This is a genomic window from Bacillus sp. DB-2 (genome assembly GCF_003315125.1).
GTDB lineage: Bacteria > Bacillota > Bacilli > Bacillales > Bacillaceae_G > Bacillus_A > Bacillus_A mycoides.
Map to the genome: position 1 here is coordinate 205,017 of NZ_QNRN01000006.1, position 25,856 is coordinate 230,872.

Consider the following 25,856-nt stretch of genomic DNA (forward strand, 5'->3'; position numbering starts at 1 on the left):
GATATGCGGAAAATAAATTCACTTCCAATGATAATTTTATGCTTAGCACCCATATGTATTTTACTTACTGTTATTTTATCTATCTTATATGGGACAAAAAATATCGATTTTGAAACGACGTGGAATGCATTGTTTCATTTTGATTCGAGTAATGTAAATCATAATATTATTGTTACATCTCGTTTACCAAGGGTAATTGGAGCTCTTTTAGTTGGAGCTTTTCTAGCCATATCAGGAGCACTTATGCAGGGGATGACAAGGAATTATCTTGCATCCCCTTCTATTATGGGTGTGACGGATGGTTCTGCTTTTGTTATTACAATGTGTATGGTATTCCTTCCGGGAATGTCTTCAGTCAACATGATTTTATGTTCTATGCTGGGTTCAGCATTAGGTGCGGGAATTGTTTTTGGATTTGGTTCACTGCTTAGAAACGGATTGTCACCTGTAAGATTAGCAATTATAGGAACCGTGATAGGGACATTCTTAAGTAGTCTTTCTGCCGCAATTGCTTCTTATTTTCAAGTCTCTCAAAATATTAGTTTTTGGTACAACGCGAAATTAGATCAAGTAGATCCCAATATACTTAAATTAGCAATTCCTTTTGGTATAGTTGGTATTATTTTAGCACTTCTCATTTCAAAATCTATTACAATCCTTTCACTGGGAGAAGAAGTGTCTATTAATTTAGGGCAGCGTACGAAAATTATAAAAGTGACTGCAATTTTATCTGTTGTATTTCTGACTGGTACAGCAGTTGCTTTAGTAGGGAAAATAGGTTTTGTAGGACTAATTATTCCTCATATTACCCGCTTTTTAATCGGTGTAGATTATAAATGGATTGTGCCTTGTGCTGGAGTAATTGGTGGTGTGTTTCTTGCTTTATGTGATGTGTTAAGCAGATTTGTAAACTATCCATTTGAAACACCAATAGGCGTTGTTACGTCTCTAATTGGAATTCCTTTCTTCCTTTATTTAATTCGTACAAGAGGGGGAGAGAGACATGCTTAAAGGCTCAAATCAGCGTTTTGTAATGACTATGGGGACTATTATACTTTTAATTTTATGTACCATTTATATTAGCTTAACGAATGGTACATTTGATATTACAATTATGGACGTCTTTCGAACAATTTTTCGGATTGATCCAGTCCCAGAACATGATTTAGTTATATTTGATTTTAGACTGCCGCGAATCATAATTGCTGGCCTAGTAGGATTAGGTCTAGGGATAGCTGGCGCTGTTATTCAAGGGATTACGAGAAATGGTTTAGCAGATCCGGGTATTTTAGGAGTAAATGCTGGTGCAGGAACTGCAATCGTAATTTTTATGTTCTTTTTCCAAGGACAAATAAAGAGTACGGATTGGATTTCTATAATGATGATGCCGATGTTTGGCTTAGTTGGTGGGTTAGGCGCGGCTATATTAATTTATATATTTTCTTGGCGAAATGGAAAGTTAGATTCACAGCGTCTGTTACTAACAGGGATCGCAATAGGGTCAGGTTTCGGAGCGTTTTCTATGTATTTATCATTGAAAATGAAAGCAACTGACTTTGAAATGGCAGCTGTCTGGGTTTCGGGTAGCATATATAATGCAAACTGGAAATACATTATTGCAATGTTGCCATGGCTTATTATATTAATTCCAATTATAAAAAAGAAAGCTTATTTGCTAGATTTATTTCAATTGGAAGAAACGAGTATTACAAGTCTAGGTGTTTCAGTAGAAAGAGAGAAGTCTATTCTATTATTAAGCAGTATTGGACTTGTAAGTGCATGTGTTGCTGTTTCAGGAAGTATTGGATTTATTGGTCTAATGGCGCCACATATAGCCAAAAGACTTGTTGGCATTCAACATAAATATGTAATTCCTACATGCGGAGTAATTGGGATGTTACTTGTAATTGCTTCAGATTTTATCGCAAAAACAATTTTTATGCCTGCAGAATTGCCTGTAGGGATTGTTATTGCTATTGTCGGTGTACCGTATTTCTTATATTTACTTTATAAGGCGAAAGCGTAAGAGGAGGAAACATAAGTGAATATTTTAAGTGCAAAAAACTTGGAAGCAAATTATGAAAAACTTACAGTGTTTCGCGATTTAAATGTGGAAATACAAAAGGGAAAAGTAACGACAATTATAGGTCCAAATGGATGCGGAAAATCGACATTATTAAAAACGATGGGAAGAATTTTAAAACAAAAAAGCGGTAAAGTATATTTACAAGGACAAGATTTAAATACGATTTCAACGAAAGAAATCGCGAAACAGTTAGCTTTGCTTCCGCAAAACCCGATTGCCCCAGGAGAGATTAAAGTAGAAGAGTTGGTTTCTTATGGGCGTTATCCACATCGTAATAACGTGAATAAGTTAACTTCAAAAGATAAAGAAATGATTGATTGGGCATTAGATATTACCAAAACATCAGCGTTTCGAACGAGACAAATTGCGAATTTATCAGGTGGACAAAGACAAAAAGTATGGCTAGCAATGGCCTTAGCGCAAGAGACGGAAGTTTTATTATTAGATGAGCCAACGACATACCTTGATATGTCACACCAATTAGATGTACTGCAAATCGTTGAGAAACTGAATAAAGAACATAATTGTACGGTCGTAATGGTATTACATGATATTAACCACGCAGCTAGATTTTCAGATGAAATTATCGCAATGAAAGAAGGAAACATTATTACAACTGGTAGTCCTATAGAAATTATTACAAACGAGGTGCTAAAAGAGGTATTTCATATCGATGCGCGTGTCATGATAGATCCATATAACGGAGCTCCCGTTTGCTTCGGTTATGATAGTGTATTTCAAGAGGAAAAAGTAGAGATGTATGTAACGAGTTAAGGGGGGATGTGCATAATGAATACTGCTATTGAAAAACAACAAATTATTGTATCTAATACCGAACAGTGGAAAATGTATTCGACATTAGAGAATCGTGAGTATCAAATTCATATTTCAAAACCGAAGCAGCCAGCACCGGATTCTGGTTATCCTATTATATATGTATTAGATGGGAACGCCTTTTTCCAAACGTTCCATGAAGCTATTAAAATACAATCGGTAAGAGCAGAAAAAACAGGTGTGTCACCAGCAATTATAGTAGGTATTGGTTATCCAATTGAAGGCGCATTTTCAGGAGAAGAAAGATGTTATGATCTTACACCTGTCGTAATTTCAAAAGATGCCCCGTTAAAACCGGACGGTAAACCGTGGCCTAAAACAGGGGGAGCACATAACTTCTTTACTTTTATTGAAGAAGAATTGAAACCACAAATTGAAAAGGAATTTGAGATTGATAAAGGAAAGCAAACGTTATTTGGACATTCTTTAGGTGGTCTATTTGCTTTACATATACTATTCACAAGCGTAAATGCCTTTCAAAATTATTTTATAAGTAGTCCATCTATTTGGTGGAATAACCAATCCGTGCTTGAAAAAGAAAAGAATCTTATAAATGAATTAAACAATGCTAAGGTTGAAACGGGAGTATTCCTTACAGTTGGGTCATTGGAACGAGAGCATATGGTTGTAGGTGCAAACGAATTATCAGAGCGCCTTCTCCAAGTAAAACACGATCAGTTTAGGTTTATGTTTTATGAAGCTGAAGGGGAGAATCATGCATCTGTTGTGCCGACATCTTTAAGTAAAGGATTGAGATTTATTAGTCAAGTGTAGAAGATGTATATGAAAAAAGGTAAGCAATTGCTTACCTTTTTTCATTATTGTTTTATTGCTACGTATCCATCAATTAAAAGGCTTGTGAAAAAGCGATCGATTTGAGTAAATCCACATTCCTCCATGATAGCTAGTAGATTCGTTTCGGAAATAGGAAATATTTCTGTTTCAAAAGAATTTTCAAATCGGTTCCAATCTTCTAATGGAATTTGATTTTGCATCATGTGGTTGCGCCAAGCATTCAATTGTGCAGAAAACATACTTGTATGGGGTACACCATTTATTGTAGAGAGAAAGAATGGAGCACCAGGTTTTAAGCGACTACTAATTTCATTAAGAAGCTCTTTTTTCTCCTTAATAGTTGGGATGAAATGAAGAACAAGCATACAAGTAGCAGCGTCAAATAATGGATTGGTTAATAATGAATGGACAGTTCCATGTACAAAGTGAATTTGATTTTGTATGCCTTCGCTTTCAATTCTTTTTTTAGCTAGCTGTAGCATGCTTTCAGATGGATCAACACCTGTAAAAGATAAGTTGCTATTTTGTTTGCCTATTGAGAGAATTTCTTGTCCACCACCAGCACCTATAACTAGTAACTTTGGATTCATATTTTCTTTAGGGAGTGTAGTAAATAAGAAATGATTCATGATTTCATATAGGGTAAAATATCCAGGGATTTTCAACGGAATTGTTCGTTCATACGTATGTACAGTACAATCATTCCAGCTCATTTTTTAACCTCCTCTTTTACAATAAAGTTTCACTTTATTATGAAATGAAATGGTTAGAGGAAACAATCCCATAAATCTGGGGGGAATAAAGATGATTTATGAACAGGCAACGAAAGAAATAACAGTGTTAATGAAAAGCGAAAGCTCAACTAGACAATTCCAAAAAGGGTTTTTAAATATATTAAAAAAGTTAATTCCATTTGATGCTTCCTGCTTCACCGCTATAGACCCACGCACATTTTTATCAACCGGGGCATATACAGATCGAATAATTGAACAGCTGCATTCGCAGTTATTTATGAATGAATTTTTAGAGGATGATTACAACAAATTTAAAGATTTAGCACGAAAGGCCCCCCATGTTGGCGCGATACGTATTGTCACAAATGATAATCCGATAAAAAGCGCTAGGTATCGAAATATTTTAAAACCAGCCGGTTTTATAGATGAAGTAAGAGTGGTTTGTATGAGTAAAGGAAAATGTTTTGGACACTTAAGTTTGTTTCGAGATAATACAAGAGTATCTTTTCAACAAAATGAATGTGAGTATTTATCAAAAATAAGCTCTATTGTGGGAGATACATTAAGAAAATCATTTATAACATGTTCAGAGGAACAAGTGGAAGTAGTAGGAACGGGTACGATTATATTAAATGAAAAATTTGACCTACTATATTGGGATCAAAATGGAAAGGCATGGCTATCCACTCTTAGAACATATGAACAATTGAATGAAGATGACGTTCCAAGGCCAATACGTGCGGTTTGTTCAAGAGTGAAAGCCAACGAATCTAATAGGGAAGCAGCAGATGAAGGGGAAATGGTAGGTATTGGTTTATCTTGTGGACAATTTTTAGTTATTCGCGCGAGTAGGTTAGAAGGTTACGGTAGTTGTAATGATGGCTATATAGTTTTGTTTGAAAGAGCGAGGCCGGAAGAAGTTTTTCCCCTTATTGCAGATTCTTATAGTCTTTCTCAAAGAGAGAAGCAAGTGATAGTAGGGATTGTTAGAGGAATGTCAACAAAAGACGTGGCGGAAGAATTGCATATTTCTACGTATACAGTTCAAGATCATCTTAAATCCATTTTTGAAAAGGTAGGGGTATGTAGTAGAAATGAACTTATATGGGAGGTTTTTTCGAAGTTTTGTTTTTCTAAAGAGAAGTAATAATAGAAAAGAATCCAAAGTCATTTAGGATTCTTTTTTTTATAATTTTTTTTAGGATAACCAAAAACATTCAAATAAACATTTGAATGTTTTTGGTTAATAAGGTATACTGTATACATAATCAAATATATACTTGAATAAGAGGTGTTACTTATGAAAGAAGAACATTGTGAACTTTGTTATCACGATGAGCAAAAAGTAAAGCATGCAAGTGACATGTTGGAGAAAGAAAATATAAGTAGTGTAGCGAAAATGTTTAAGGCATTTGCAGATGAAACACGTTTGAAAATTGCTTATGCGCTGTATACGGAAAATGAGCTTTGCGTACGAGATGTCGCAAGTATTATTCATAGCAGTATTGCAACAGCTTCACATCACTTAAGGCTATTACAAACGATAGGATTAGCGAAAAAGCGTAAAGAGGGGAAACTTGTTTTTTATTCATTAGATGATTCTCACGTAAATGGATTAATTGAATTAGCGTTTAGTCATAGTAGTGAACTGAATAAGAAAGAACTTGATATGTAATCATGCATTTTCATAAAGATACTTCTTTATGAAAATGCAACTTTAAAAGGAGAGGAGATAATAAGTATGGTAAAGCTAGTTTTAATACGGCACGGACAAAGTGAATGGAATGTTGAAAATCGGTTTACAGGTTGGACGGATGTTGATTTATCCAATAAAGGTTTGGAAGAAGCAAGAGAAGCCGGAGTAATGCTGAAAGCTAATGGTTTCTCATTTGATATAGCATATACATCTGTTTTGAGAAGAGCGATGCGTACTTTATGGATTACTCTCGAAGAAATGGATTTGATGTGGATACCTGTTCATAAAACATGGAAATTAAATGAGCGTCATTACGGTGCGCTTCAAGGATTAAACAAGGAAGAAACAGCGAGAAAATATGGTGATGAACAAGTAACTTTATGGAGACGTTCAACAAATGTACGCCCACCATCACTTACAAAAGATGACAAAAGATATGAAGCGGCACATCCGAAATATAGAGATTTAAAAGATCATGAGTTTCCTCTTACAGAAGATCTAGAAGATACAGAGAAACGAGTTGTTTCATATTGGGATGAAGAGATAGCTCCTAATGTAAAAGCTGGTAAACAAGTAATTATTGCAGCACATGGAAATACAATACGTACTTTAGTAAAATATTTAGATCAAATGTCAGATGAAGATATAGAGAATGTAAACATTCCAACAGGAACACCATTGGTTTATGAATTGGATAATGATTTAAAACCGATAGACCATTATTATTTGAATAGGGAAATTTGTATAAAATAAACACTTTAATATACCCTACCGATGTATTGTATATTTATAATGGAGGTGATTTATATTGTTACATTATACGGTCGTAAATAAAAAGAATTGTGAGTCATGTGGATTATGTACTTCTATAGCACCTGATATATCAATTAGATGGAAGAGGGAAATCATTTAGTGCATTAGATAACAATCAAGGAATAATGGGAATCCCAAAAACTTTCTTGAAAGCAATGTTGGCGGCAAGTGACGGCTGTCCAACAAGTTCGATTCAGGTAAGAAAAGAGCCATTTATAAATAAGTGAAAATTCAATAGAGGAATTATTAAAGACAAAACAAAATTAAAAGGAGGAATTTATATGGGACATCATCAAGGTCACCAACATCATGGACATACTCACGGGCATTCGCATGGACATCATCATTTTGAGGAGAGCAGGAAAGGGAATAGAAAAGGGTTAATTACAGCTTTAGTAATTACAGCAACTATTATGTTCCTTGAATTTTTTGGAGGACTAGTTACAAATAGTTTGGCCTTATTATCTGATTCAGGACATATGTTAAGTGATACAAGTTCATTATTATTAAGTTTAATTGCAATAGGACTTGCAGCTAGAACGGTTACTTCTACAAAAACATATGGATATTATCGTTTTGAAATATTAGCAGCATTAATTAATGGAATTACATTATTTGTTGTAGCAGGGCTTATCGTATGGGAAGCAATTGGTCGTTTTTTTGAACCACCAACTGTAGCAAGTGGCCCAATGATGTTAATCGCATCAATTGGTTTACTAGCAAATTTAATTAGTGCATGGGCACTCATGAGACAAGGTGATGTAAAAAATAACGTGAATTTACGTAGCGCATATTTACATGTTCTTGGGGATGCTTTAGGATCAGTTGGCGCATTAGTAGCTGGTGTACTTATGTCATTATTCTCATGGTATATTGCAGATCCAATTATTTCAGTAGTTGTAGCTCTATTGATTTTAAAGAGTGCATGGGGAGTAACAAAACATTCCATTCATATACTTATGGAGGGTACACCTGTTTCAATTGAAATAGAACAAGTTAAGAAAGCTATTAAAGGAGTAAAAGGTGTACGTGATATACACGATCTTCATATTTGGACAATTACATCTGGATTAGATGCATTAAGCGTCCATGTAATGATTGATAAAAAACAAGATGATCAAGAAGTCCTTCAAAATATTATTAATATCTTAAAGCAAGAGTTCCATATTGAACATGCTACAATTCAAATTGAAACACTTAACATTAAACATAATGAAATGATTGTCTAATAAAATGCAAACGAAAGGCTATGGGGAAATTCTCCATAGCCTTTCGTTTGTTCAAGTAGAATTTTCCTTTTTGAAAGTTTTGTTTCAACTTTTCGTCTAAACAGACAAAAAGTTGTCACAATTCGGTCACAATTAGCATAAACATAAAATAGACGAAATGAACTTACTTCCAAAAGGGCTTGGTTAATTCAATTTATGATTAGTAAAGCTGAAAAAGAGCGGATTTAAAGTTCACTATATTCTCAAGGAGGTAGATCGTATGAAAACTATTCTTGCTATCGCTGGGCTTATTTGGGTTTTATCACATGGCATTCCAATTTATGAAGGAGAACAAATTCGCAGTGCTCTGAATAAAAATTTTAATGAATATCATATCATTGATCGGCAAGATAATGTTGTGACAGTTCGTGTAAATGACTGTTTTCATACGGTAACCGTTGAAGGAACTTCAGTAGTGAATGATACAAAAGTATGTGATCAGCAATAATTATATATAGGAAGAAAAAAGCCTCGATTTAAATGTGTGAAGATTGAGGCTTTTATATTTGTGGGCGAATAATAAGTGGGGAATGGACAATCCCGCTTATTATTGTTTCATTTTATCCCGCATTAGCTACCTGTAAAAGCTCGATTGGTGAGGGGTGATTAAAGTTTCACCTTATTGAGTTTTGATGGGAGATGAAATGTTTTTTTGAAAAAAAGAAAGGGTATCATATTAATTGAGATTGAGAAGCTAATGATGTGTTAAGAATAATCATAAAGCGAAAATATACTCATATGGGGTATCATACATAGATATTTGATGATATAATTGGTATACTCATAAAAGCAATTGTTTTATTGGATGAAGAGAAACTTTAAGAAGGTGATAATATGGATCATAAGGACCATGAATCAGTAACACATAGATCAGAAAAAGAAAAAGAACAAATTATAAATAGATTAAAGAGAATTGAAGGCCAAGTCCGTGGTATTCAAAATATGATTGAAAATGATCGTTATTGCGTGGATATTTTAGTTCAAATTTCTGCGATTAATGCAGCGATGAAAAAAGTAGGAATGGGTGTCTTAAAAAATCATACGAGTCATTGTGTTTCAGGAGCTATTAAAAATGGTAATGGTGACGAAGCAATTGAAGAATTAATGACAGTATTTGAACGTTTTTCAAAAGCATAAAAAGCCAAGCTAATTGAATATTAGCTTGGCTTTTTGTTTATATAGGAGAAGATATATAAATTCATAATTGGAGCAAAAAAATAAAGATTTTAGAAAAGAATTAAAATCATGATACAAAACCATTGATTACCTTAGGGGGGTATGGTAAGATGTAGTTGTGGTTAACAAACAATGAAGAAACAAGAGGAGGATTTTAAATGGAACAGTTAACATTACAAGTTGAAGGTATGTCTTGTGGACATTGTGTAAATTCTATCGAAGGCAGCGTGAAAGAACTAAACGGTGTTGAACAAGTGAAAGTTCAATTATCAGAAGGAACTGTTGAAGTTACTATCGACTCATCAGTTGTAACGTTAAAAGATATCGTTGCTGTAATTGAAGATCAAGGATATGATGTTCAATAATTATTTTTAGATACGGAAATAAATCGTACTTTAAACGAAGTACGATTTATTTTTCTAATAATTATACCTTATAAGGGTATATAGAGGTGAGAGACATGAATGAACAAAAAGAGGCCAATCTTCAAATATCAGGAATGACATGTGCAGCATGTGCAAATAGAATTGAAAAAGGTCTTAAAAAAGTAGAAGGTGTGCAAGATGCAAATGTAAATTTTGCACTTGAAAAAACAAAAATTATATACGATCCAACTAAAACTAATCCGCAACAATTTAAAGAAAAAGTTGAATCGTTAGGATATGGAATTGTAAGTGATAAAGCTGAGTTTACTGTTTCGGGAATGACATGTGCAGCATGTGCGAATAGAGTAGAAAAACGTTTGAATAAGCTAGAAGGTGTGAATAAAGCAACAGTAAATTTTGCTTTAGAATCGGCTACAGTTGACTTTAATCCTGATGAAATTAATGTAAATGAAATGAAGAGCGCGATTACAAAGTTAGGATATAAATTAGAAGTAAAATCAGATGAGCAAGATTCATCAACAGATCACCGCTTAAAAGAAATTGAGCGACAAAAGAAGAAGTTTATTTTTTCGTTTATTTTATCATTTCCGTTATTGTGGGCAATGGTGAGTCATTTTTCATTTACATCTTTTATTTATTTACCTGATATGCTTATGAACCCTTGGGTGCAGCTAGCTCTTGCAACTCCAGTTCAGTTTATCATTGGTGGGCAGTTTTATGTTGGAGCTTATAAAGCGTTACGTAATAAAAGCGCCAATATGGATGTTCTCGTGGCACTTGGAACGTCTGCAGCATATTTCTACAGTGTGTATTTAAGTATTAGGTCGATTGGTTCTTCGGAACATATGACAGACTTGTATTTTGAAACGAGCGCAGTACTTATTACATTAATTATTTTAGGTAAATTATTTGAGGCGAAAGCAAAAGGACGCTCGTCAGAAGCAATTAAAAAATTAATGGGACTACAGGCGAAAACCGCTACTGTTGTACGAGATGGAACAGAAATAAAAATTTTAATCGAAGAAGTGGTAGCCGGTGATATCGTTTATGTGAAACCAGGGGAAAAAATCCCGGTAGACGGGGAAATTGTAGAAGGAAAGTCAGCAATAGATGAATCGATGTTAACAGGCGAGAGTATTCCGGTTGATAAAACAATTGGGGACGTAGTAATCGGTTCTACAATAAATAAAAATGGCTTTTTAAAAGTGAAAGCAACTAAGGTAGGAAGAGATACTGCATTAGCTCAAATTATTAAAGTAGTAGAAGAGGCTCAAGGTTCAAAAGCTCCTATTCAAAGGGTAGCAGATCAAATTTCAGGTATTTTCGTACCGGTTGTAGTTGTGATTGCTATTATCACATTTGCAGTGTGGATGCTATTTGTTACACCTGGTGATTTTGGCGGAGCACTTGAGAAAATGATAGCAGTACTTGTTATCGCTTGTCCGTGTGCTTTAGGTCTTGCGACACCTACATCTATTATGGCTGGATCAGGAAGATCAGCTGAATACGGTATTTTATTTAAAGGTGGAGAGCATTTAGAAGCAACGCATCGATTAGATACGATTATTTTAGATAAAACGGGTACAGTGACAAATGGAAAGCCGGTATTAACGGATATAATTGTAGCAGATGGATTTGAAGAGAAGGAAATATTAAAATTAGTCGGTGCAGCAGAAAAAAATTCTGAACACCCACTTGCAGAAGCGATTGTAGAAGGAATTAAAGAAAAGAAAATTGTTATCCCAAGTTCAGAAACATTTGAAGCGATTCCGGGATTCGGCATCGAATCAGTTGTAGAAGGGAAACAATTATTAATTGGTACACGTCGATTAATGAAGAAATTCGATATTGATATTGAAGAAGTTTCTAAATCGATGGAAGCGCTAGAACGAGAAGGAAAAACAGCAATGCTTATTGCGATTAATAAAGAATATGCTGGTATAGTGGCTGTTGCGGATACTGTAAAAGATACTTCAAAAGCAGCTATCGCAAGACTTAAGAAAATGGGTCTAGACGTTGTTATGATTACAGGAGATAATACACAAACTGCTCAGGCAATCGCTAAGCAAGTTGGTATTGATCACGTAATTGCAGAAGTATTACCAGAAGGAAAAGCAGAAGAAGTGAAAAAACTGCAAGCGCAAGGTAAGAAAGTAGCAATGGTTGGAGATGGAATAAATGATGCTCCTGCACTGGCTACGGCGGATATCGGTATGGCAATTGGAACCGGAACGGATGTAGCAATGGAAGCGGCAGATATTACGTTAATCCGTGGCGATTTAAATAGTATTGCAGATGCAATTTTTATGAGTAAAATGACGATTAGAAATATTAAGCAAAATCTATTCTGGGCGTTAGCTTATAACGGCCTAGGAATTCCAATTGCGGCGCTCGGTTTCTTAGCTCCTTGGGTTGCAGGTGCAGCAATGGCATTTAGCTCTGTATCAGTCGTATTAAATGCATTAAGATTACAAAGAGTTAAATTGAAATCTTAAACACTTCCAGCTATAAAGCGAATTTAATATGCTTTTTACAATAAACAATACTTTGTATAAGTATTGTTTATTGTTCGTCTAGAAAGAAAAGTCGATATAATATAGAAAGAGCAGAAGTAGAATCATATATAGTGGTAGAAACTGTTTCGAAAATAAACACGAAATAATTATCGGAATAACCGAAATAAAAGAGTTAGTTTGATAAGGAGTTTTACATATGTTTAAAGATATTAAAATTAGAACATTCCAGAAAGAGGATTTAGAGCAAGTATTACAATTGTTCTATGAAACGGTTCATACGGTGAATGCAAAAGATTATAACGAGTTACAGCTACAGGCGTGGGCCCCAGAGCGACTAGATAGAGAGAGATGGCTACAGTCTTTAGAAAAGAATATTTGTTACGTTGCTGATTATAAAGGTGTGATAGTGGGATTTGGGGATTATAATGATGATCATTACGTAGATCGCTTATTTACGCATAAAGATTATCAAGGAAAAAGGATAGCATCATACATACTACAGAAGTTAGAAAAAGAAGCAGTGAACTTGCAGCATAGGGATATATATACAGAGGCGAGTATTACAGCAAAACCTTTCTTTGAAAGCAAAGGTTTTATTTGCATAAAGGAACAAAATAAGCAGCATAATGGTCAAATTTTTATTAATTATGTCATGAAAAAAATCGCCTTCTCATAAATGAGAAGGCGATTTTTCATTATTTTACAGCTTCTTTTAGTTCTTTACCAGCTTTAAAAGCAGGTACTTTAGAAGCTGCGATTTGCATTTCTTCACCCGTTTGTGGGTTACGGCCTGTACGAGCAGCTCTTTCACGAACTTCGAATGTACCGAATCCGATAAGTTGTACTTTTTCGCCAGCAGCTAAAGAGTTAGTGATTGATTCTACTACAGTTTGTAAAACTACAGTAGCTTCTTTTTGAGAAATCTCAGCGTTTTGTGCTACGTTTTTGATTAATTCTGTTTTATTCATGTTTTCACCTCATATGTAAATAATGCTATTTAAGTTGTTATTATAACGTATAAAACATTCGAGAACAAGTGTACGCACATATATTCGTAAAAAAAATGAAATTTGTAATATTTTTTAGGACCAATTTATAGACATTCAATTTAAGCGGATACAGATTTTTTCTTTAATGCAGTTTGCTCTTTATTGGAAGGTAGTTTCTTATTATAAGATATGAAATAAGGTAATGCTACAAATAACATACCCCCTACTAAGTTTCCGAAGAAAACAAAAATGAAGTTTGGAAAATATTTAACCCAAGTTAAATGACCAGAAAAAATTGCAGCTGGGATGACAAACATATTGGCTACAACGTGTTGAAATCCAATCGCAACAAAAGTCATAACAGGGAACCAAATACCGACAATCTTTCCGATAAATTCTTTACTTCCCATACTGAGCCAAACAGCTAAACAAACGAGCCAATTACACCCGATTGCAGAAATGAAGGCTTGCAGTGGTGTATCTTGTAGTTTAGCTTGTGCAATAGAAACTGTTTTTGCTAAAAAAGCTCCCTCCGTTAAGCCGACGATATGACCAAAAAAATAAGCGACGAATATAGCACCTATGAAGTTGCTAAACGTAACAATAACTAAATTTCGTATGAAGTGAAATAAGTCGATTTTTTTGTGAAGCCATGCCATTGAAACGGTCATCATGTTGCCAGTTACTAATTCACCGCCTGCAAGGATAACGAGTATAAGACCGATAGGGAATACGGCAGCACCTAAAAAGCTAGTAAATGATCCCCAAGATTTTGGCATTGTTCCGATAACATGGATATCAAGTAAATATCCTAATGCTATGAAAGCACCACCAAAAAAACCGAGAATTAGCATAGGGAGCAATGATAAATGAGCTTTTTTTCTTCCAGAATTAGCAGCAAGTTCCGTAATTTCTTCTGGTGTAAATACAGACATGAATAACCTCTCCTCAATAGAATGATGGAATGAATAGAAGAAACATTTTAAAGAATCTATGTATGATAAAAATATGATATGACTTCTGTATAAATTTGTCAAAGTGAGTGGGGATGAAATTGGATATAACGAACATTGTTCATGTTGTCACATTAATGTAACAATAAGGATTTAAAGTGATTTTAGAGGTGAAAACATGAATACGCATCATGTAAAAAAAGAACGAAAAAAATCAATCGTAAAGATATTTATTATTAGTTTCATAAGTATATTAATGATACCAGTAAGTTTGTATTTCTATGCGACTGAAATAGAAAGAAGACTAGTAACAGTTACGTGGAATGAAATAGAAGCTCCTACAATTCCTAAAGAGTTTAATAATAAAAAAATATTGCAGTTCTCAGATGTACATTTAGGACCAGATTTTACATTGAAACAACTAGAAAATTTGGTGGAGAAGATGAATGAATTACATCCAGATATAGTAGTTTTTACAGGAGATTTAATAGATAAGTTTGGATCCTATAGTGCGGAAAGAGAAGAAGCAAAGGTTATTTTGCAGAAAATTAAAGCTCCCCTAGGAAAATATGCTGTGTTTGGGAATCATGATAGAGGTGGGGGCGGTAGTTTATTTTACAAAAAGTATATGGAGGAAGCTGGTTTTTCTGTGTTAGTAAATGAAGTGCAGAAAATTAAAGCGGAAAACGGCAAGTATATTACAATATCAGGTTTGGATGATTTTTTATTAGGGAAGCCACAAATAGACTCGACTTTAAAAAACTTAAGACAGCAAGATTTCAATATGCTATTAATACATGAGCCGGATGTTGTAGATAAAGTATCTCGTTATCCAGTCGATTTTCAAATGTCAGGACATAGTCACGGAGGACAAGTTCAAATTCCTTTTGTAGGTCCTTTAATTACTACAAAACTAGCTGAGATTCATGTTGAAGGTATGTATGAATTAGAAGGAACGAGTAAGCCGTTACATTTATATGTAAATCGAGGTATTGGGACAACCCGAATGCCTGTTAGATTTTTGAGTGTACCGGAACTTTCACTATTTGTATTGAAGCAAAGTAGTGACTGAAGTAGAACGTTTAATATTTTGAAGAATTAAGAGTACTTTTAAAGAAAGTTCTCTTTTTTTATTGGTTAAATACAGAATATTATGTATTTTTTATTTAAACTGTTAAAAAGAAAGGGGAATTTCTATGATAGAAACATGGCATAAAGAATTGGAAAGTTTATATAATCAAATGGTTTCGTGGCGAAGAGATTTTCATCAATACCCAGAGCTATCGTTTCAAGAAATAGAAACACCGAAAAAAATAGCTGGAATTTTAAAAAGTTTTCATATTGATGTGAAAACAGATGTCGGGGGAAGAGGGGTAATCGGCGTAATTGAAGGTGGAATACCTGGGAAGACGATGGCGCTACGTGCTGATTTTGATGCACTACCTATTCAAGATGAAAAGAAAGTTTCATATAAATCAAAGGTTCCTGGTGTAATGCACGCTTGTGGCCATGATGGACATACAGCAACACTTTTAGGAGTTGCAAAAATATTAAGTGATAACAGAGACCAACTTTCAGGAAAAATAGTCCTTATTCATCAACATGCAGAAGAGAAAGAGCCTGGCGGAGCAATTGCCATGATTGAGGATGGTTGTTTAGAAGGAGTAGATGTTGTTTTTGGTACACATTTATCTTCTCAGATGCCTTTAGGAATTGTTGGAACGAAAGCTGGAGCAATGATGGCGGCAGCTGATACTTTTGAAGTGAAGATTCAAGGGCGAGGTGGTCACGGCGGTATGCCACATCATACTGTAGATGCTATTATCGTTGCAACACAAGTTATTAATCAGTTGCAACTTTTAGTGAGTAGAAAAGTCGATCCACTTCAATCAGCAGTTTTAACAGTTGGTACATTCCATGCCGGGCAAGCCGATAATATTATTGCGGATACTGCTACGTTTACAGGAACCATTCGAACGTTAGATTCTGAAGTGAGAGAATATATGGAGAAGGAATTTAGACGAGTTGTTGAGGGGATTTGTCAGTCCCTTCATGCTGAAGTTAATATTCAATATAAACGAGGCTATCCAATATTAATAAATCATGTAGCTGAAACACGTCATTTTATGACGGTTGCGGAACACGATCTTGGCAAAGAAAGGGTCATGGAAGTACCACCTATTATGGGCGGAGAAGATTTTGCATACTACTTAGAACATGTTCCAGGAGCATTTTTCTTCACAGGTGCCGGTAATGAAGAAATAGGGGCAACATATCCACACCATCATCCTCAATTCGATTTTGATGAACGTGCGATGTTGGTTGGTGGGAAGTTGCTTTTAAGTCTTGTGAATAGTTATTCAAGAGATGGAAAAGAATTTCTTCATCATGTAGAAGTGAAAAAGTAATTTACATAAATAAAAAACAACAATAGGTCATATAAAACCTATTGTTGTTTTTTATTATTTTTGCAAGGAAAGACTATCAAAATATGTTCTATAGTTATTAGAGAATTCAAAGTTGTTTTTTGCATCCCAATTAATAGACCAAGACATTAGGCCACGGAATGCAGGATAGCCACTCTGATTTGAAAGTTTATACTTTCCTCCGAAAGGAATTCCTTTAATGATATAATCTAAAGCTTTTTTCATTTCAGTTGGAGAAATATATCCGCCACTTGGAGCGGCCGCTGGTGCTGCAGGAAGTCCAATCATGACTTGATCCGAGCGAAGAGGCGGGAAAATGTTATTTGCATTACCACCTACAGGAAAACCATGTAAGAGCATATCTGCCATAGCGACTTCGTAGTCTGCAGTACCTTGATTGTAGTTATTACCGTCCATTCCAATCCCGCTACCAGCGTTGTAGTGTTGAACGTGAATGTATGTTAGTTTGTCTTTCACTCCGTAAATAATAGGTAAATATGCACCCCAGATGCTTCCATATGCGCTATAGCCGCCTTGAACATAAGCTGTTTCAGGAGCCATGCTTAATAGGAAATCTGGACCGTAATGGTCTGAAATCGTTCGAATTGCTGAGATAAGATTCACGATTTGAGGAGTTGTTGGGTTTTTAAAATTAGTGTCATTACCGTTTAAGTAAATACCTGATTCAAGGTCAATATCTATTCCATCAAAACCGTATTTATCGATTAGAGATTGTATGGAATTAATAAAACGTTGTTTAGCAGCATTGTCAGGAAGTAAAACGACCCCATTTTGTCCACCTATTGAAAGAACTACTTTTTTTCCTTTACTTTTTAAATAGGAAATATCAGATTTGAATTCTGCATCTGTACCATACACAGGGGAAAATTCAACAGTGGAACGATCACCACCAGTTTCACCGAAAGATACATTTATTACATCCCATTTTGGTGAAACATCTTTTAATTTAATAATGCCAGTACCGTTATCAAAGTTATGCCAATATCCAACGAGTAATTTTGACCCTAAATTGTTTGCTGCTTGTGCTTGAAAGGGAGCTAGCGGTAGCAGTAAGAAAATTACTAAAGTACAACAAATGAATTTAAACTTGTTTAACATATCAACACTCCTATACAAAAAGTTGTCTAGATGTATAATCTTGTTTATTCAATGATATCTGAAAATTCATTCTTTTGTAAGGTGACTATAATTTTCTCAACAATTGTGTATGGGAAATTATTAAACCTAATGAAATAATTTTTGAAGGAGGTCGAATTACGATTGTTAAATTCAGAATATTTTGATATATTTTAAAGTATAGGATAAGATTTTTCACATAATACTCTTACATAAATTTCAAAATTAAGTTTGGAAGGGGATGTACAAGAGTTGGATAAAAATCTTAAGAAAGACCTCAAAATACGCCACATTACAATGATTTCCATTGGTGGCGTAATAGGAGCTGGTTTGTTTGTTGGAAGTGGTGCGGTTGTGCATTCAGCAGGTCCAGGTTCTATCGTTTCATATGCATTAGCAGGACTTCTAGTTATTTTCGTTATGAGAATGCTAGGAGAAATGGCAGCTATTAATCCGACAAGTGGTTCATTTGCAACATATGCAAGAGAGGCAATTGGTCCATGGGCAGGTTATACAATTGGGTGGCTATATTGGTTTTTCTGGGTAATTGTTATTGCAATAGAAGCTACAGCAGGTGCTGGTATTATTCAATACTGGATTCCAGAAATCCCACTCTGGTTATTAAGCTTAATATTAACGATTTTATTAACGTTGACGAATGTTTTCTCGGTGAAATCATTTGGAGAATTTGAATATTGGTTTTCATTTATTAAAGTAATAAGTATTGTTTTGTTCCTTTGTCTTGGACTAGCTGTTATTTTAGGATTTGTACCAGGAACGGAAGCACCTGGCACTTCGAATTTGGTAGGTCAAGGAGGATTTATGCCAAATGGTATAAGTTCGGTGTTACTTGGAATCACCGTCGTTATATTTTCATTTATGGGATCTGAGATTGTTGCAGTGGCCGCTGGAGAGTCTGCCGAACCTGTAAAGGCAGTCAAAACAGCAACAAATAGTGTAATTTGGCGTATTCTCGTATTTTTCATTGGATCGATCGCTGTAGTTGTTACACTCCTTCCGTGGAATTCGGCGAACATACTAAAAAGCCCATTTGTGGCGGTACTGGAACATATAGGGATACCAGCGGCAGCGCAAATTATGAATTTTATCGTTTTAACAGCTGTACTTTCTTGTTTAAATTCGGGTTTATATACGAACTCAAGAATGCTTTTTTCAATGGCAGAAAGAGGAGATGCGCCAAAGGCATTTTTGAAATTGAACAGTAGTGGTGTTCCAGTTCGGGCGGTTTTATTTGGAACTTTCTTTGCTTACATTGGAGTTGTTTTTAGTTACATATCTCCAGATAAAGTATTTTTATTTTTAGTGAATGCATCTGGCGGGATTGCGTTACTCGTTTATCTCGTTATAGCAGTTTCACATTTCAAGATACGTAAAAAAATGGGGAAAGCGGAACAACAAAATTTGAAAGTGAAAATGTGGCTTTTTCCATATGTAACATATGTTACAATTGCTGCGATTATAGCAGTTTTAGTTGCCATGCTCGCAATTGAATCTTTACGTTCACAAGCGCTTTTAACAATGCTTGTTACTGTTCTTATAATAATTTCTTATTTTATTTTTAATAGAAATAAAAATAGTACATTGTTGAATCCTAAAAGTAAGAATGAGGAATCTGTTCGATTCTAATTTCTTGTTTTAGAAGAGAATTACACCCAATCATTGCTATAAAAGAATCATATATAATCATAGAAACAAGTAATTACTATTGTCATAGTGAATATAAACTTTTTTCTTGACTTTTTATATGAAGGCGAGCAAAATGGTAAAAAAGGAAGGGGGGATGACGATGGAAGAGTACGTATTAGAGCTGTATAACTTTTTATATACGACAGAATGGCAAGATATTGTTTCATTTCTAGGAATAATGTTTTGTATGAAAATTGTAATTGTATATATGGAAGAGCAAGGTATGTTCTATTCCTTCTCATCTCCGTTCGATGTGCAGCGCGAGCCGTTGCCAAACTATGCCAAGGTAAATTACGAACAATTTCCTTTTGTGATTTTCTTTATGATTCGATTTATAACAGCAATTGTAAAGAAAAAGGAAAGTGACGATGAAGAGTGCCACTCAACTTGTAATATAGCGACTGCTTTTTAAGCTAAATACAAGGAGGAGATTTATATGTGGTTTCGATTTCTTATGATTGGTTTCTTTTCATTAACAGCAATTTCATTAATGGGATATCAAGTGTCTGAAATATATCAAGCGTATAGCAGTACGTTTTTTAACAAAAACTAATCGCATTGCTATTTGAATAATAAAGCGATAAAATCCTTCTTAAGAAGTATTGTTAAGAAGGGTTTTTTCTTTGCCCTGTCTTACTGTGTCAAACTATTGTCACATTTACACTGTGAATAATATGTTAAAATAGTGAGGTTACGTATACATATTTGAAGGAAGAGGAGTGACCATTTTGGTGGATCAATCAACGAATCAGAAAAGCTATGCTCCTATTGTGATAACGCTTTCTGTAATTGTAAATGCGATTATTTTATTTTTGTTCTTTGGACCTGTTGGCTATGAAGGAGAAGTACATTTTGATGTAACAATTTTACCAATGTTAAATGCAATTTTTAATAGCTTTACGTTCGTATTCTTATTAGCAGCTTTATACTCTATTATTAAGAAGAATGTGAAAATGCACCGTGGTTTCATCCTAGCAGCATTTACAACGACGTTGCTATTTTGTGTTTCTTATTTATCGTATCATTACTTGGCGCCAGCAACACATTTTGGCGGAGAAGGATTCATTAAATATGTGTATTTCATCATTTTAATTACACATATTATCCTTGCAGCAATTATTGTACCACTTGCATTGTTTGCACTTGTATTTGGTTTTACAAATCAATTAACACGTCATCGTAAAATTGTACGTTGGACGATGCCAATTTGGTTATATGTAAGTTTATCTGGGGTTATTGTTTACTTAATGATCTCGCCTTATTATCAATAAAAAATCTCAGCCTTTAAGGCTGGGATTTTTTTGTTAAGCAAATTTGTTTGTGAAATTAAAAAAGTGTGGTATACAAAAGTATAGTTGCTTTTCATATGGAAGGGATGGTAAAGGTATATGCAAAATTTTGTATTTCGTAATCCAACAAAACTTATTTTTGGTAAAGGACAATTAGAGCAGTTAAAAACTGAGATTCCACAGTTCGGTAAGAAAGTTCTTCTCGTATATGGAGGAGGCAGTATTAAAAGAAACGGTATTTATGATAATGTAATTTCTATTTTAAAGGATATAAATGCGGAAGTGTTTGAATTGACAGGTGTTGAACCGAATCCTCGTTTATCAACTGTAAAGAAAGGGATTCAAATTTGTAAAGACAATGGAGTCGAATTTATTTTAGCGGTTGGCGGAGGAAGTGTAATCGACTGTACGAAAGCGATTGCAGCTGGTAGTAAGTATGATGGAGATGTGTGGGATATTGTAACGAAAAAAGCATTTGCTAGCGAGGCGTTACCATTTGGTACTGTGCTTACGCTTGCAGCAACAGGATCTGAAATGAATGCAGGATCTGTAATTACAAACTGGGAAACGAATGAAAAGTACGGCTGGGGCAGTCCAGTTACATTCCCTCAGTTTTCAATTTTAGATCCACTACATACTTCGTCTGTGCCGAGAGATCAAACGATTTATGGTATGGTCGATATTATGTCGCACGTATTAGAGCAATATTTCCATCACGGCATGAATACAGAATTACAAGATCGTTATTGTGAATCTGTTTTAAGAACAGTAATTGAAACAGCTCCTAAGCTTTTAAGTGATCTAGAAAATTATGAGCATAGGGAAACAATTTTATATTGCGGTACTATGGCGTTAAACGGCATTTTAGCGATGGGAGTAAAAGGAGACTGGGCAACTCATAATATTGAGCATGCAGTTTCTGCTGTTCATGACATACCGCATGGGGGCGGACTCGCAATTTTATTCCCGAATTGGATGAAGCATGTTATAGATGAAAATGTGAGTCGCTTTAAACAGTTCGCTATTCGTGTATTCGATGTAGAAACAGATGGGAAGACAGATAAAGAGGTTGCGTTAGAGGGAATTGAGGCGTTACGTCAATTTTGGACTTCAATTGAAGCTCCAGTAACATTAGCTGATTACGCTATTAGAGAAAGTGAAATTGACTTAATGGCGGATAAAGCGATGGCTTATGGTGAATTCGGTAACTTTAAAAAATTAAATAAAGATGATGTTCTTGCAATTTATAAAGCTTCTTTATAAGTGAAGCGAGAGAAGAAACCTATTTGATTGCTGTATCAAATAGGTTTCTTTTTTGTTGTTTATAACCGGTTTTGATTGATAATGATTATTTTTGGATGTTTGTGGTTGATTTTTGTGATCGTTTTCATTATACTGTAATCAAAGAAGAGGTGAATAAAATGTTAACTCCTGAACGTCATCAAATGATATTGCAACTTGTAAAAGAGCAGAAGGTTGTTAAATTACAACAATTAGTGGAAAGAACAGAAAGCTCTGAATCAACAATTCGTCGTGATTTAGCGCAATTGGAAAAGCAAAGGTTATTAAAAAGAGTTCACGGTGGTGCTGCTGTTTTAACAGGAAAAGGACAAGAGCCAACGATGGTTGAAAAATCATCCAAAAACATTCAAATAAAACACCAAATTGCGAGGTATGCGGCTAACATTGTTGAACAAGGTGATTGTATTTATTTAGATGCAGGAAGTACAACATTTGAAATGATTCCATTTTTAATAAATAAAGATGTTACAGTCGTTACGAATGGACTTATGCATATTGAAGCTTTAGTTGAAAATAATATTCGTGCATATTTACTGGGCGGGATGATGAAGAGTAGGACGAAAGCTTTAATTGGTGCTATGGCACAGGAAAGTATGCAGAAGTATCGCTTCGATAAATCTTTTTTAGGAGCGAATGGTGTACATGAACAGCTTGGTTTTACAACGCCAGATCCAGAAGAGGCACTCTTAAAACAAATGGCATTAACATTAGCAAACGAAGGATATTTCTTAATTGATGAAAGTAAGTTTTCAGAAGTTGCGTTTGCGAAAATTGCAAATGTTGAAGATGCAAGTATTATTACAAACCATTTAGAAATTGATTTAGAAAAATATAAAAGACAAACCAATGTAATTGAGGCTGATAAACAATGATCTATACAGTTACTTTAAACCCATCTATTGATTATGTAGTACAAGTTAATTCTTTCGATTTAGGAACAGTAAACCGAGCAGAGAAAGATATGAAGTTTCCTGGAGGAAAAGGGATTAATGTTTCTCGTGTTCTTCATCGTTTAAGTGTTGAAAATGTAGCGCTTGGATTTACGGGTGGATTTACAGGCCAATTTATTAAAGATGTATTGCATGATGAAGGTGTAACAACAAACTTCGTCCAAGTAGATGGAGATTCTCGAATTAATGTGAAAATAAAAGGGCAAGAAGAAACAGAATTAAATGGACAAGGTCCTATTGTGACAAATGAGCAATTTGAACAATTGATGAAAAAAATCGAAAGTATGCAATCTGGAGATTGTGTTGTACTAGCTGGAAGTGTACCTTCTTCTATTCCAAATACATTTTATGAATCAATCGCAGAGTTTGGAGCGGAAAAAGGTATTCGTGTAGTGGTAGATGCAAGCGGTAGTGCACTGCAGCATGTAATTAAAAATAAGCCGTTTTTAATAAAGCCAAATCATCATGAACTTGGTGAGTTATTCGGAGTGGAGCTTTCAACCGTAGAAGACATATTACCGTATGGAAGAAAATTAATCGAACAAGGTGTAGAGCACGTTATCGTATCAATGGCAGGAGATGGAGCTTTATTATTTACGGCAGAAGGTATATATGAAGCAACTGTTCCGAAAGGTGTTGTAATTAATTCGGTTGGGGCAGGAGATTCTCTCGTTGCTGGATTTGTAGGTAAATATGAACAGACAAAAGATATTGAAAAAGCATTTCAATATGGTGTTGCAACAGGAAGTGCAACAGCATTCTCGGCGGATTTATGTACAAAGGAAAAAGTAGAAGGATTATTGTCGCAAGTAATTGTAGCTAAGCGATAGGGGGAAGCAGCATATGAAAATTACAGAACTATTAAAAAGGGATACAGTCATTATGAATTTGACAGCTTCAAATAAAGAAGCTGTCATAGATGAATTAGTTGAAAAGTTAAGCGGGGCAAATCGTTTAAATAGTAAAGCTGAATTTAAAGAAGCTATTTTAAAGCGAGAGTCACAAAGTACAACAGGCATTGGTGAAGGTATTGCTATACCTCATGCGAAGACGAATGCCGTTAAGCAACCGGCGATTTGTTTTGGTAGAAGTGTAAGCGGTATCAACTATGAATCACTTGACGGACAGCCTGCACATTTATTCTTTATGATTGCTGCAAGTGAAGGGGCGAATAATACTCATTTAGAAACGTTGTCTCGTCTATCTACATTATTAATGGATGAAGGTTTTCGTAAACAATTATTAGAAGCAAAGGATGAAGAGGAACTTCTTCGTTTATTTGATGAAAAAGAGAGTGAAAAAGAAGAAGAAGTTGAAGTAGCAAAGCCGGAAGGGAATGAGCCATACGTATTAGCTGTTACAGCTTGTCCAACTGGTATCGCTCACACATATATGGCTGCGGATAGTTTAAAAGCAAAAGCAGCAGAGTTAGGAATAGCGATTAAAGTTGAAACGAATGGATCAACAGGTGTTAAAAACGATTTAACGAAAGAGGACATTGAACGCGCAACGGCTATTATTGTAGCTGCAGATAAACAAGTAGAAATGAATCGTTTTGCTGGGAAGCATGTCATTCAAGTACCAGTCGCCGACGGGATTAGAAAAACTGAAATCCTTCTTAATCGAGCTATAAAACAAGATGCACCAATCTTTAAAGGTGTAAAAGAGGATGGGAAGGCAGAAAATGTAGAGAAAGAAAAAGGGCTAGGAATTTATAAGCATTTAATGAGCGGTGTAAGTAATATGCTTCCGTTCGTTGTTGGTGGTGGAATTTTAATTGCACTAGCATTTATGTTCGGTGGAATTAAGGCGGAAGGTCCTATTGCTGAAATGTTAATGAATATTGGCGGTGGAGAAAAAGGAGCCTTTTTATTCCTTGTACCTATTTTAGCTGGATTTATTGCAAGTTCTATTGCTGATCGTCCTGGTTTTATGCCTGGTGTTGTCGGTGGATTTTTAGCAGCACATGCGAATGCTGGATTTTTAGGTGGATTAATTGCTGGTTTCTTAGCTGGATATGTTGTTTTAGGATTGAAAAGATTATTTTCAGGATTACCAGTACAGTTAGAAGGAATTAAACCTGTTTTGTTATATCCAGTCTTTGGATTATTGATTACAGGAGTTGTAATGCAAAAAGTAGTAAACCCGCCTGTAGTAGCATTAAATGAAATGTTAACAGGATGGTTAAATGGTTTGAACGGTACGAATGCTATATTATTAGGTCTTATTTTAGGCGGTATGATGGCAATTGATATGGGTGGTCCAATTAATAAAGCGGCATTTACATTTGGTATTGCTGCAATAGAAGCAAATAATTTTGGAGTGCACTCTGCTGTTATGGCTGGTGGTATGGTACCGCCACTTGCGATTGCATTAGCAACTACATTCTTTAAAACAAAATTTACAGAAGCAGAACGTAAATCGGGTTTAACAAATTATATTATGGGAGCATCGTTTATTACAGAAGGGGCGATTCCATTTGCAGCTGCCGATCCGGTTCGAGTAATAGTAAGTTGTGTTGTTGGTTCAAGTATCGCGGGTGCCTTATCTATGTTATTCCAAATTACATTGCCGGCACCGCATGGTGGATTGTTTGTTATCGCATTAGTGAATAAACCGTTGCTATACATTTTCTCTATATTAATTGGGACGATTGTTTCAGCTATTATGATAGGTGTTTGGAAGAAGAAAGTTAAATAAAAGATAAAAAGGGACAGCTAATAGGAGTTGTTCCTTTTTCGTTACAAAAAGTAATTTAATAATTGGATTATGATGGATTTTGGTAAAAGATGTAATGAA

At 34.9% G+C, this 25,856-nt stretch carries 26 protein-coding genes and 1 pseudogene; 23 read left to right on the plus strand and 4 right to left on the minus strand.

Annotated elements, in window-relative coordinates; translation table 11 throughout:
- The first annotated feature begins 3 nt into the window (after positions 1 to 3).
- Genes DET63_RS12470 through DET63_RS12485 form a run of 4 tightly spaced genes read left to right on the plus strand, consistent with a single transcriptional unit; the run spans position 4 to position 3,694 of the window.
- Entirely contained in the window at positions 4 to 1,011 is a 1,008-nt protein-coding gene (locus DET63_RS12470) for a FecCD family ABC transporter permease (protein WP_002087983.1), read from the plus strand.
- Positions 1,004 to 2,026, plus strand: a complete 1,023-nt coding sequence (locus DET63_RS12475) for a FecCD family ABC transporter permease (RefSeq protein ID WP_113936878.1) — start codon at positions 1,004 to 1,006, stop codon at positions 2,024 to 2,026. Before DET63_RS12470 ends, DET63_RS12475 begins: the two co-directional genes overlap by 8 nt.
- Positions 2,027 to 2,041: 15 nt before the next feature.
- Positions 2,042 to 2,860 (plus strand): ABC transporter ATP-binding protein, encoded by an 819-nt coding sequence (locus DET63_RS12480; RefSeq protein WP_061688527.1) that lies wholly within the window; start codon positions 2,042 to 2,044, stop codon positions 2,858 to 2,860.
- Between the two features lie 15 nt (positions 2,861 to 2,875).
- Positions 2,876 to 3,694: an alpha/beta hydrolase gene (locus DET63_RS12485; protein WP_113936879.1), complete on the plus strand. Its 819-nt coding sequence runs from the start codon at positions 2,876 to 2,878 to the stop codon at positions 3,692 to 3,694.
- 44 nt (positions 3,695 to 3,738) lie between these two features.
- Here DET63_RS12485 and DET63_RS12490 read toward each other — a convergent pair whose 3' ends face one another.
- Complete coding sequence (locus tag DET63_RS12490; protein WP_113936880.1) at positions 3,739 to 4,428, minus strand: class I SAM-dependent methyltransferase; 690 nt, start codon at positions 4,426 to 4,428, stop codon at positions 3,739 to 3,741.
- 91 nt (positions 4,429 to 4,519) lie between these two features.
- On the opposite strand from DET63_RS12490, the gene DET63_RS12495 reads away from it, so the two are divergent.
- The 10 genes and pseudogenes from DET63_RS12495 (at position 4,520) to DET63_RS12540 (ending at position 12,980) form a co-directional block, all read left to right on the plus strand.
- Positions 4,520 to 5,596: a helix-turn-helix transcriptional regulator gene (locus DET63_RS12495; protein WP_113936881.1), complete on the plus strand. Its 1,077-nt coding sequence runs from the start codon at positions 4,520 to 4,522 to the stop codon at positions 5,594 to 5,596.
- 153 nt (positions 5,597 to 5,749) lie between these two features.
- Positions 5,750 to 6,124: an ArsR/SmtB family transcription factor gene (locus DET63_RS12500; RefSeq protein ID WP_113936882.1), complete on the plus strand. Its 375-nt coding sequence runs from the start codon at positions 5,750 to 5,752 to the stop codon at positions 6,122 to 6,124.
- 66 nt (positions 6,125 to 6,190) lie between these two features.
- Positions 6,191 to 6,898: a 2,3-diphosphoglycerate-dependent phosphoglycerate mutase gene (gpmA, locus tag DET63_RS12505; RefSeq protein WP_113936883.1), complete on the plus strand. Its 708-nt coding sequence runs from the start codon at positions 6,191 to 6,193 to the stop codon at positions 6,896 to 6,898.
- 55 nt (positions 6,899 to 6,953) lie between these two features.
- Positions 6,954 to 7,185, plus strand: a pseudogene (locus DET63_RS30930) (ferredoxin).
- A gap of 54 nt (positions 7,186 to 7,239) precedes the next feature.
- Positions 7,240 to 8,187 carry a cation diffusion facilitator family transporter gene (locus DET63_RS12515; protein WP_113936884.1) on the plus strand — a complete coding sequence of 316 codons (948 nt, stop codon included), beginning with the start codon at positions 7,240 to 7,242 and terminating at the stop codon, positions 8,185 to 8,187.
- A 259-nt stretch (positions 8,188 to 8,446) separates the two neighbouring features.
- A complete protein-coding gene (locus DET63_RS12520) occupies positions 8,447 to 8,674 on the plus strand; it encodes a hypothetical protein (RefSeq protein ID WP_000849103.1) in 228 nt (75 codons plus the stop codon).
- A gap of 386 nt (positions 8,675 to 9,060) precedes the next feature.
- The gene (locus DET63_RS12525; RefSeq protein ID WP_002014668.1) at positions 9,061 to 9,363 is read left to right on the plus strand and encodes a metal-sensing transcriptional repressor; all 303 of its coding nucleotides are present in this window, start codon (positions 9,061 to 9,063) and stop codon (positions 9,361 to 9,363) included.
- Between the two features lie 197 nt (positions 9,364 to 9,560).
- The gene (gene copZ / locus DET63_RS12530; protein ID WP_002066751.1) at positions 9,561 to 9,767 is read left to right on the plus strand and encodes a copper chaperone CopZ; all 207 of its coding nucleotides are present in this window, start codon (positions 9,561 to 9,563) and stop codon (positions 9,765 to 9,767) included.
- 95 nt (positions 9,768 to 9,862) lie between these two features.
- Positions 9,863 to 12,283, plus strand: a complete 2,421-nt coding sequence (locus DET63_RS12535) for a heavy metal translocating P-type ATPase (protein ID WP_113936885.1) — start codon at positions 9,863 to 9,865, stop codon at positions 12,281 to 12,283.
- A gap of 217 nt (positions 12,284 to 12,500) precedes the next feature.
- Positions 12,501 to 12,980 carry a GNAT family N-acetyltransferase gene (locus DET63_RS12540; protein WP_002033656.1) on the plus strand — a complete coding sequence of 160 codons (480 nt, stop codon included), beginning with the start codon at positions 12,501 to 12,503 and terminating at the stop codon, positions 12,978 to 12,980.
- 19 nt (positions 12,981 to 12,999) lie between these two features.
- Here the strand turns inward: DET63_RS12540 and DET63_RS12545 are convergent, their stop codons facing one another.
- Positions 13,000 to 13,272, minus strand: a complete 273-nt coding sequence (locus DET63_RS12545) for an HU family DNA-binding protein (RefSeq protein WP_002033657.1) — start codon at positions 13,270 to 13,272, stop codon at positions 13,000 to 13,002.
- Between the two features lie 140 nt (positions 13,273 to 13,412).
- On the minus strand, positions 13,413 to 14,228 hold the full coding sequence (locus DET63_RS12550) for a formate/nitrite transporter family protein (protein WP_113936886.1): 816 nt from the start codon (positions 14,226 to 14,228) through the stop codon (positions 13,413 to 13,415).
- Between the two features lie 196 nt (positions 14,229 to 14,424).
- On the opposite strand from DET63_RS12550, the gene DET63_RS12555 reads away from it, so the two are divergent.
- Together DET63_RS12555 and DET63_RS12560 are read left to right on the plus strand one after the other, a co-directional pair.
- The gene (locus DET63_RS12555) at positions 14,425 to 15,318 is read left to right on the plus strand and encodes a metallophosphoesterase (protein ID WP_113936887.1); all 894 of its coding nucleotides are present in this window, start codon (positions 14,425 to 14,427) and stop codon (positions 15,316 to 15,318) included.
- 124 nt (positions 15,319 to 15,442) lie between these two features.
- Positions 15,443 to 16,654, plus strand: a complete 1,212-nt coding sequence (locus tag DET63_RS12560) for a M20 family metallopeptidase (RefSeq protein WP_113936888.1) — start codon at positions 15,443 to 15,445, stop codon at positions 16,652 to 16,654.
- A gap of 54 nt (positions 16,655 to 16,708) precedes the next feature.
- Here the strand turns inward: DET63_RS12560 and DET63_RS12565 are convergent, their stop codons facing one another.
- Positions 16,709 to 17,791: a chitinase gene (locus DET63_RS12565; protein WP_002087965.1), complete on the minus strand. Its 1,083-nt coding sequence runs from the start codon at positions 17,789 to 17,791 to the stop codon at positions 16,709 to 16,711.
- Between the two features lie 270 nt (positions 17,792 to 18,061).
- Between DET63_RS12565 and gabP the strand changes: the two genes are divergently transcribed.
- The 7 genes from gabP (at position 18,062) to DET63_RS12605 (ending at position 25,757) form a co-directional block, all read left to right on the plus strand.
- Positions 18,062 to 19,456 carry a GABA permease gene (gabP, locus tag DET63_RS12575; RefSeq protein ID WP_000360102.1) on the plus strand — a complete coding sequence of 465 codons (1,395 nt, stop codon included), beginning with the start codon at positions 18,062 to 18,064 and terminating at the stop codon, positions 19,454 to 19,456.
- A 133-nt stretch (positions 19,457 to 19,589) separates the two neighbouring features.
- A complete protein-coding gene (locus DET63_RS12580; protein ID WP_078175321.1) occupies positions 19,590 to 19,928 on the plus strand; it encodes a hypothetical protein in 339 nt (112 codons plus the stop codon).
- A gap of 316 nt (positions 19,929 to 20,244) precedes the next feature.
- Positions 20,245 to 20,787, plus strand: a complete 543-nt coding sequence (locus DET63_RS12585) for a DUF420 domain-containing protein (RefSeq protein ID WP_000228316.1) — start codon at positions 20,245 to 20,247, stop codon at positions 20,785 to 20,787.
- Between the two features lie 117 nt (positions 20,788 to 20,904).
- Positions 20,905 to 22,068: an iron-containing alcohol dehydrogenase gene (locus tag DET63_RS12590; protein WP_113936889.1), complete on the plus strand. Its 1,164-nt coding sequence runs from the start codon at positions 20,905 to 20,907 to the stop codon at positions 22,066 to 22,068.
- 158 nt (positions 22,069 to 22,226) lie between these two features.
- A complete protein-coding gene (locus tag DET63_RS12595; RefSeq protein WP_113936890.1) occupies positions 22,227 to 22,979 on the plus strand; it encodes a DeoR/GlpR family DNA-binding transcription regulator in 753 nt (250 codons plus the stop codon).
- Positions 22,976 to 23,887, plus strand: a complete 912-nt coding sequence (gene pfkB / locus DET63_RS12600) for a 1-phosphofructokinase (protein ID WP_113936891.1) — start codon at positions 22,976 to 22,978, stop codon at positions 23,885 to 23,887. The genes DET63_RS12595 and pfkB overlap by 4 nt, the downstream gene beginning before the upstream one ends.
- Positions 23,888 to 23,900: 13 nt before the next feature.
- A complete protein-coding gene (locus DET63_RS12605) occupies positions 23,901 to 25,757 on the plus strand; it encodes a PTS fructose transporter subunit IIABC (RefSeq protein WP_113936892.1) in 1,857 nt (618 codons plus the stop codon).
- The last annotated feature ends 99 nt before the right edge of the window (positions 25,758 to 25,856 follow it).

Coding starts and splice junctions, on each gene's coding strand:
- DET63_RS12580 (WP_078175321.1), top strand. CDS start 19,590: ATGGTAAAAAAGGAAGGGGGGATGACGATGGAAGAGTACGTATTAGAG.
- copZ (WP_002066751.1), top strand. CDS start 9,561: ATGGAACAGTTAACATTACAAGTTGAAGGTATGTCTTGTGGACATTGT.
- DET63_RS12470 (WP_002087983.1), top strand. CDS start 4: ATGCGGAAAATAAATTCACTTCCAATGATAATTTTATGCTTAGCACCC.
- DET63_RS12540 (WP_002033656.1), top strand. CDS start 12,501: ATGTTTAAAGATATTAAAATTAGAACATTCCAGAAAGAGGATTTAGAG.
- DET63_RS12495 (WP_113936881.1), top strand. CDS start 4,520: ATGATTTATGAACAGGCAACGAAAGAAATAACAGTGTTAATGAAAAGC.
- DET63_RS12520 (WP_000849103.1), top strand. CDS start 8,447: ATGAAAACTATTCTTGCTATCGCTGGGCTTATTTGGGTTTTATCACAT.
- pfkB (WP_113936891.1), top strand. CDS start 22,976: ATGATCTATACAGTTACTTTAAACCCATCTATTGATTATGTAGTACAA.
- DET63_RS12535 (WP_113936885.1), top strand. CDS start 9,863: ATGAATGAACAAAAAGAGGCCAATCTTCAAATATCAGGAATGACATGT.
- DET63_RS12485 (WP_113936879.1), top strand. CDS start 2,876: ATGAATACTGCTATTGAAAAACAACAAATTATTGTATCTAATACCGAA.
- DET63_RS12475 (WP_113936878.1), top strand. CDS start 1,004: ATGCTTAAAGGCTCAAATCAGCGTTTTGTAATGACTATGGGGACTATT.
- DET63_RS12545 (WP_002033657.1), bottom strand. CDS start 13,272: ATGAATAAAACAGAATTAATCAAAAACGTAGCACAAAACGCTGAGATT.
- DET63_RS12515 (WP_113936884.1), top strand. CDS start 7,240: ATGGGACATCATCAAGGTCACCAACATCATGGACATACTCACGGGCAT.
- DET63_RS12555 (WP_113936887.1), top strand. CDS start 14,425: ATGAATACGCATCATGTAAAAAAAGAACGAAAAAAATCAATCGTAAAG.
- gpmA (WP_113936883.1), top strand. CDS start 6,191: ATGGTAAAGCTAGTTTTAATACGGCACGGACAAAGTGAATGGAATGTT.
- DET63_RS12595 (WP_113936890.1), top strand. CDS start 22,227: ATGTTAACTCCTGAACGTCATCAAATGATATTGCAACTTGTAAAAGAG.
- DET63_RS12500 (WP_113936882.1), top strand. CDS start 5,750: ATGAAAGAAGAACATTGTGAACTTTGTTATCACGATGAGCAAAAAGTA.
- DET63_RS12590 (WP_113936889.1), top strand. CDS start 20,905: ATGCAAAATTTTGTATTTCGTAATCCAACAAAACTTATTTTTGGTAAA.
- DET63_RS12490 (WP_113936880.1), bottom strand. CDS start 4,428: ATGAGCTGGAATGATTGTACTGTACATACGTATGAACGAACAATTCCG.
- DET63_RS12550 (WP_113936886.1), bottom strand. CDS start 14,228: ATGTCTGTATTTACACCAGAAGAAATTACGGAACTTGCTGCTAATTCT.
- DET63_RS12605 (WP_113936892.1), top strand. CDS start 23,901: ATGAAAATTACAGAACTATTAAAAAGGGATACAGTCATTATGAATTTG.
- DET63_RS12525 (WP_002014668.1), top strand. CDS start 9,061: ATGGATCATAAGGACCATGAATCAGTAACACATAGATCAGAAAAAGAA.
- DET63_RS12565 (WP_002087965.1), bottom strand. CDS start 17,791: ATGTTAAACAAGTTTAAATTCATTTGTTGTACTTTAGTAATTTTCTTA.
- DET63_RS12560 (WP_113936888.1), top strand. CDS start 15,443: ATGATAGAAACATGGCATAAAGAATTGGAAAGTTTATATAATCAAATG.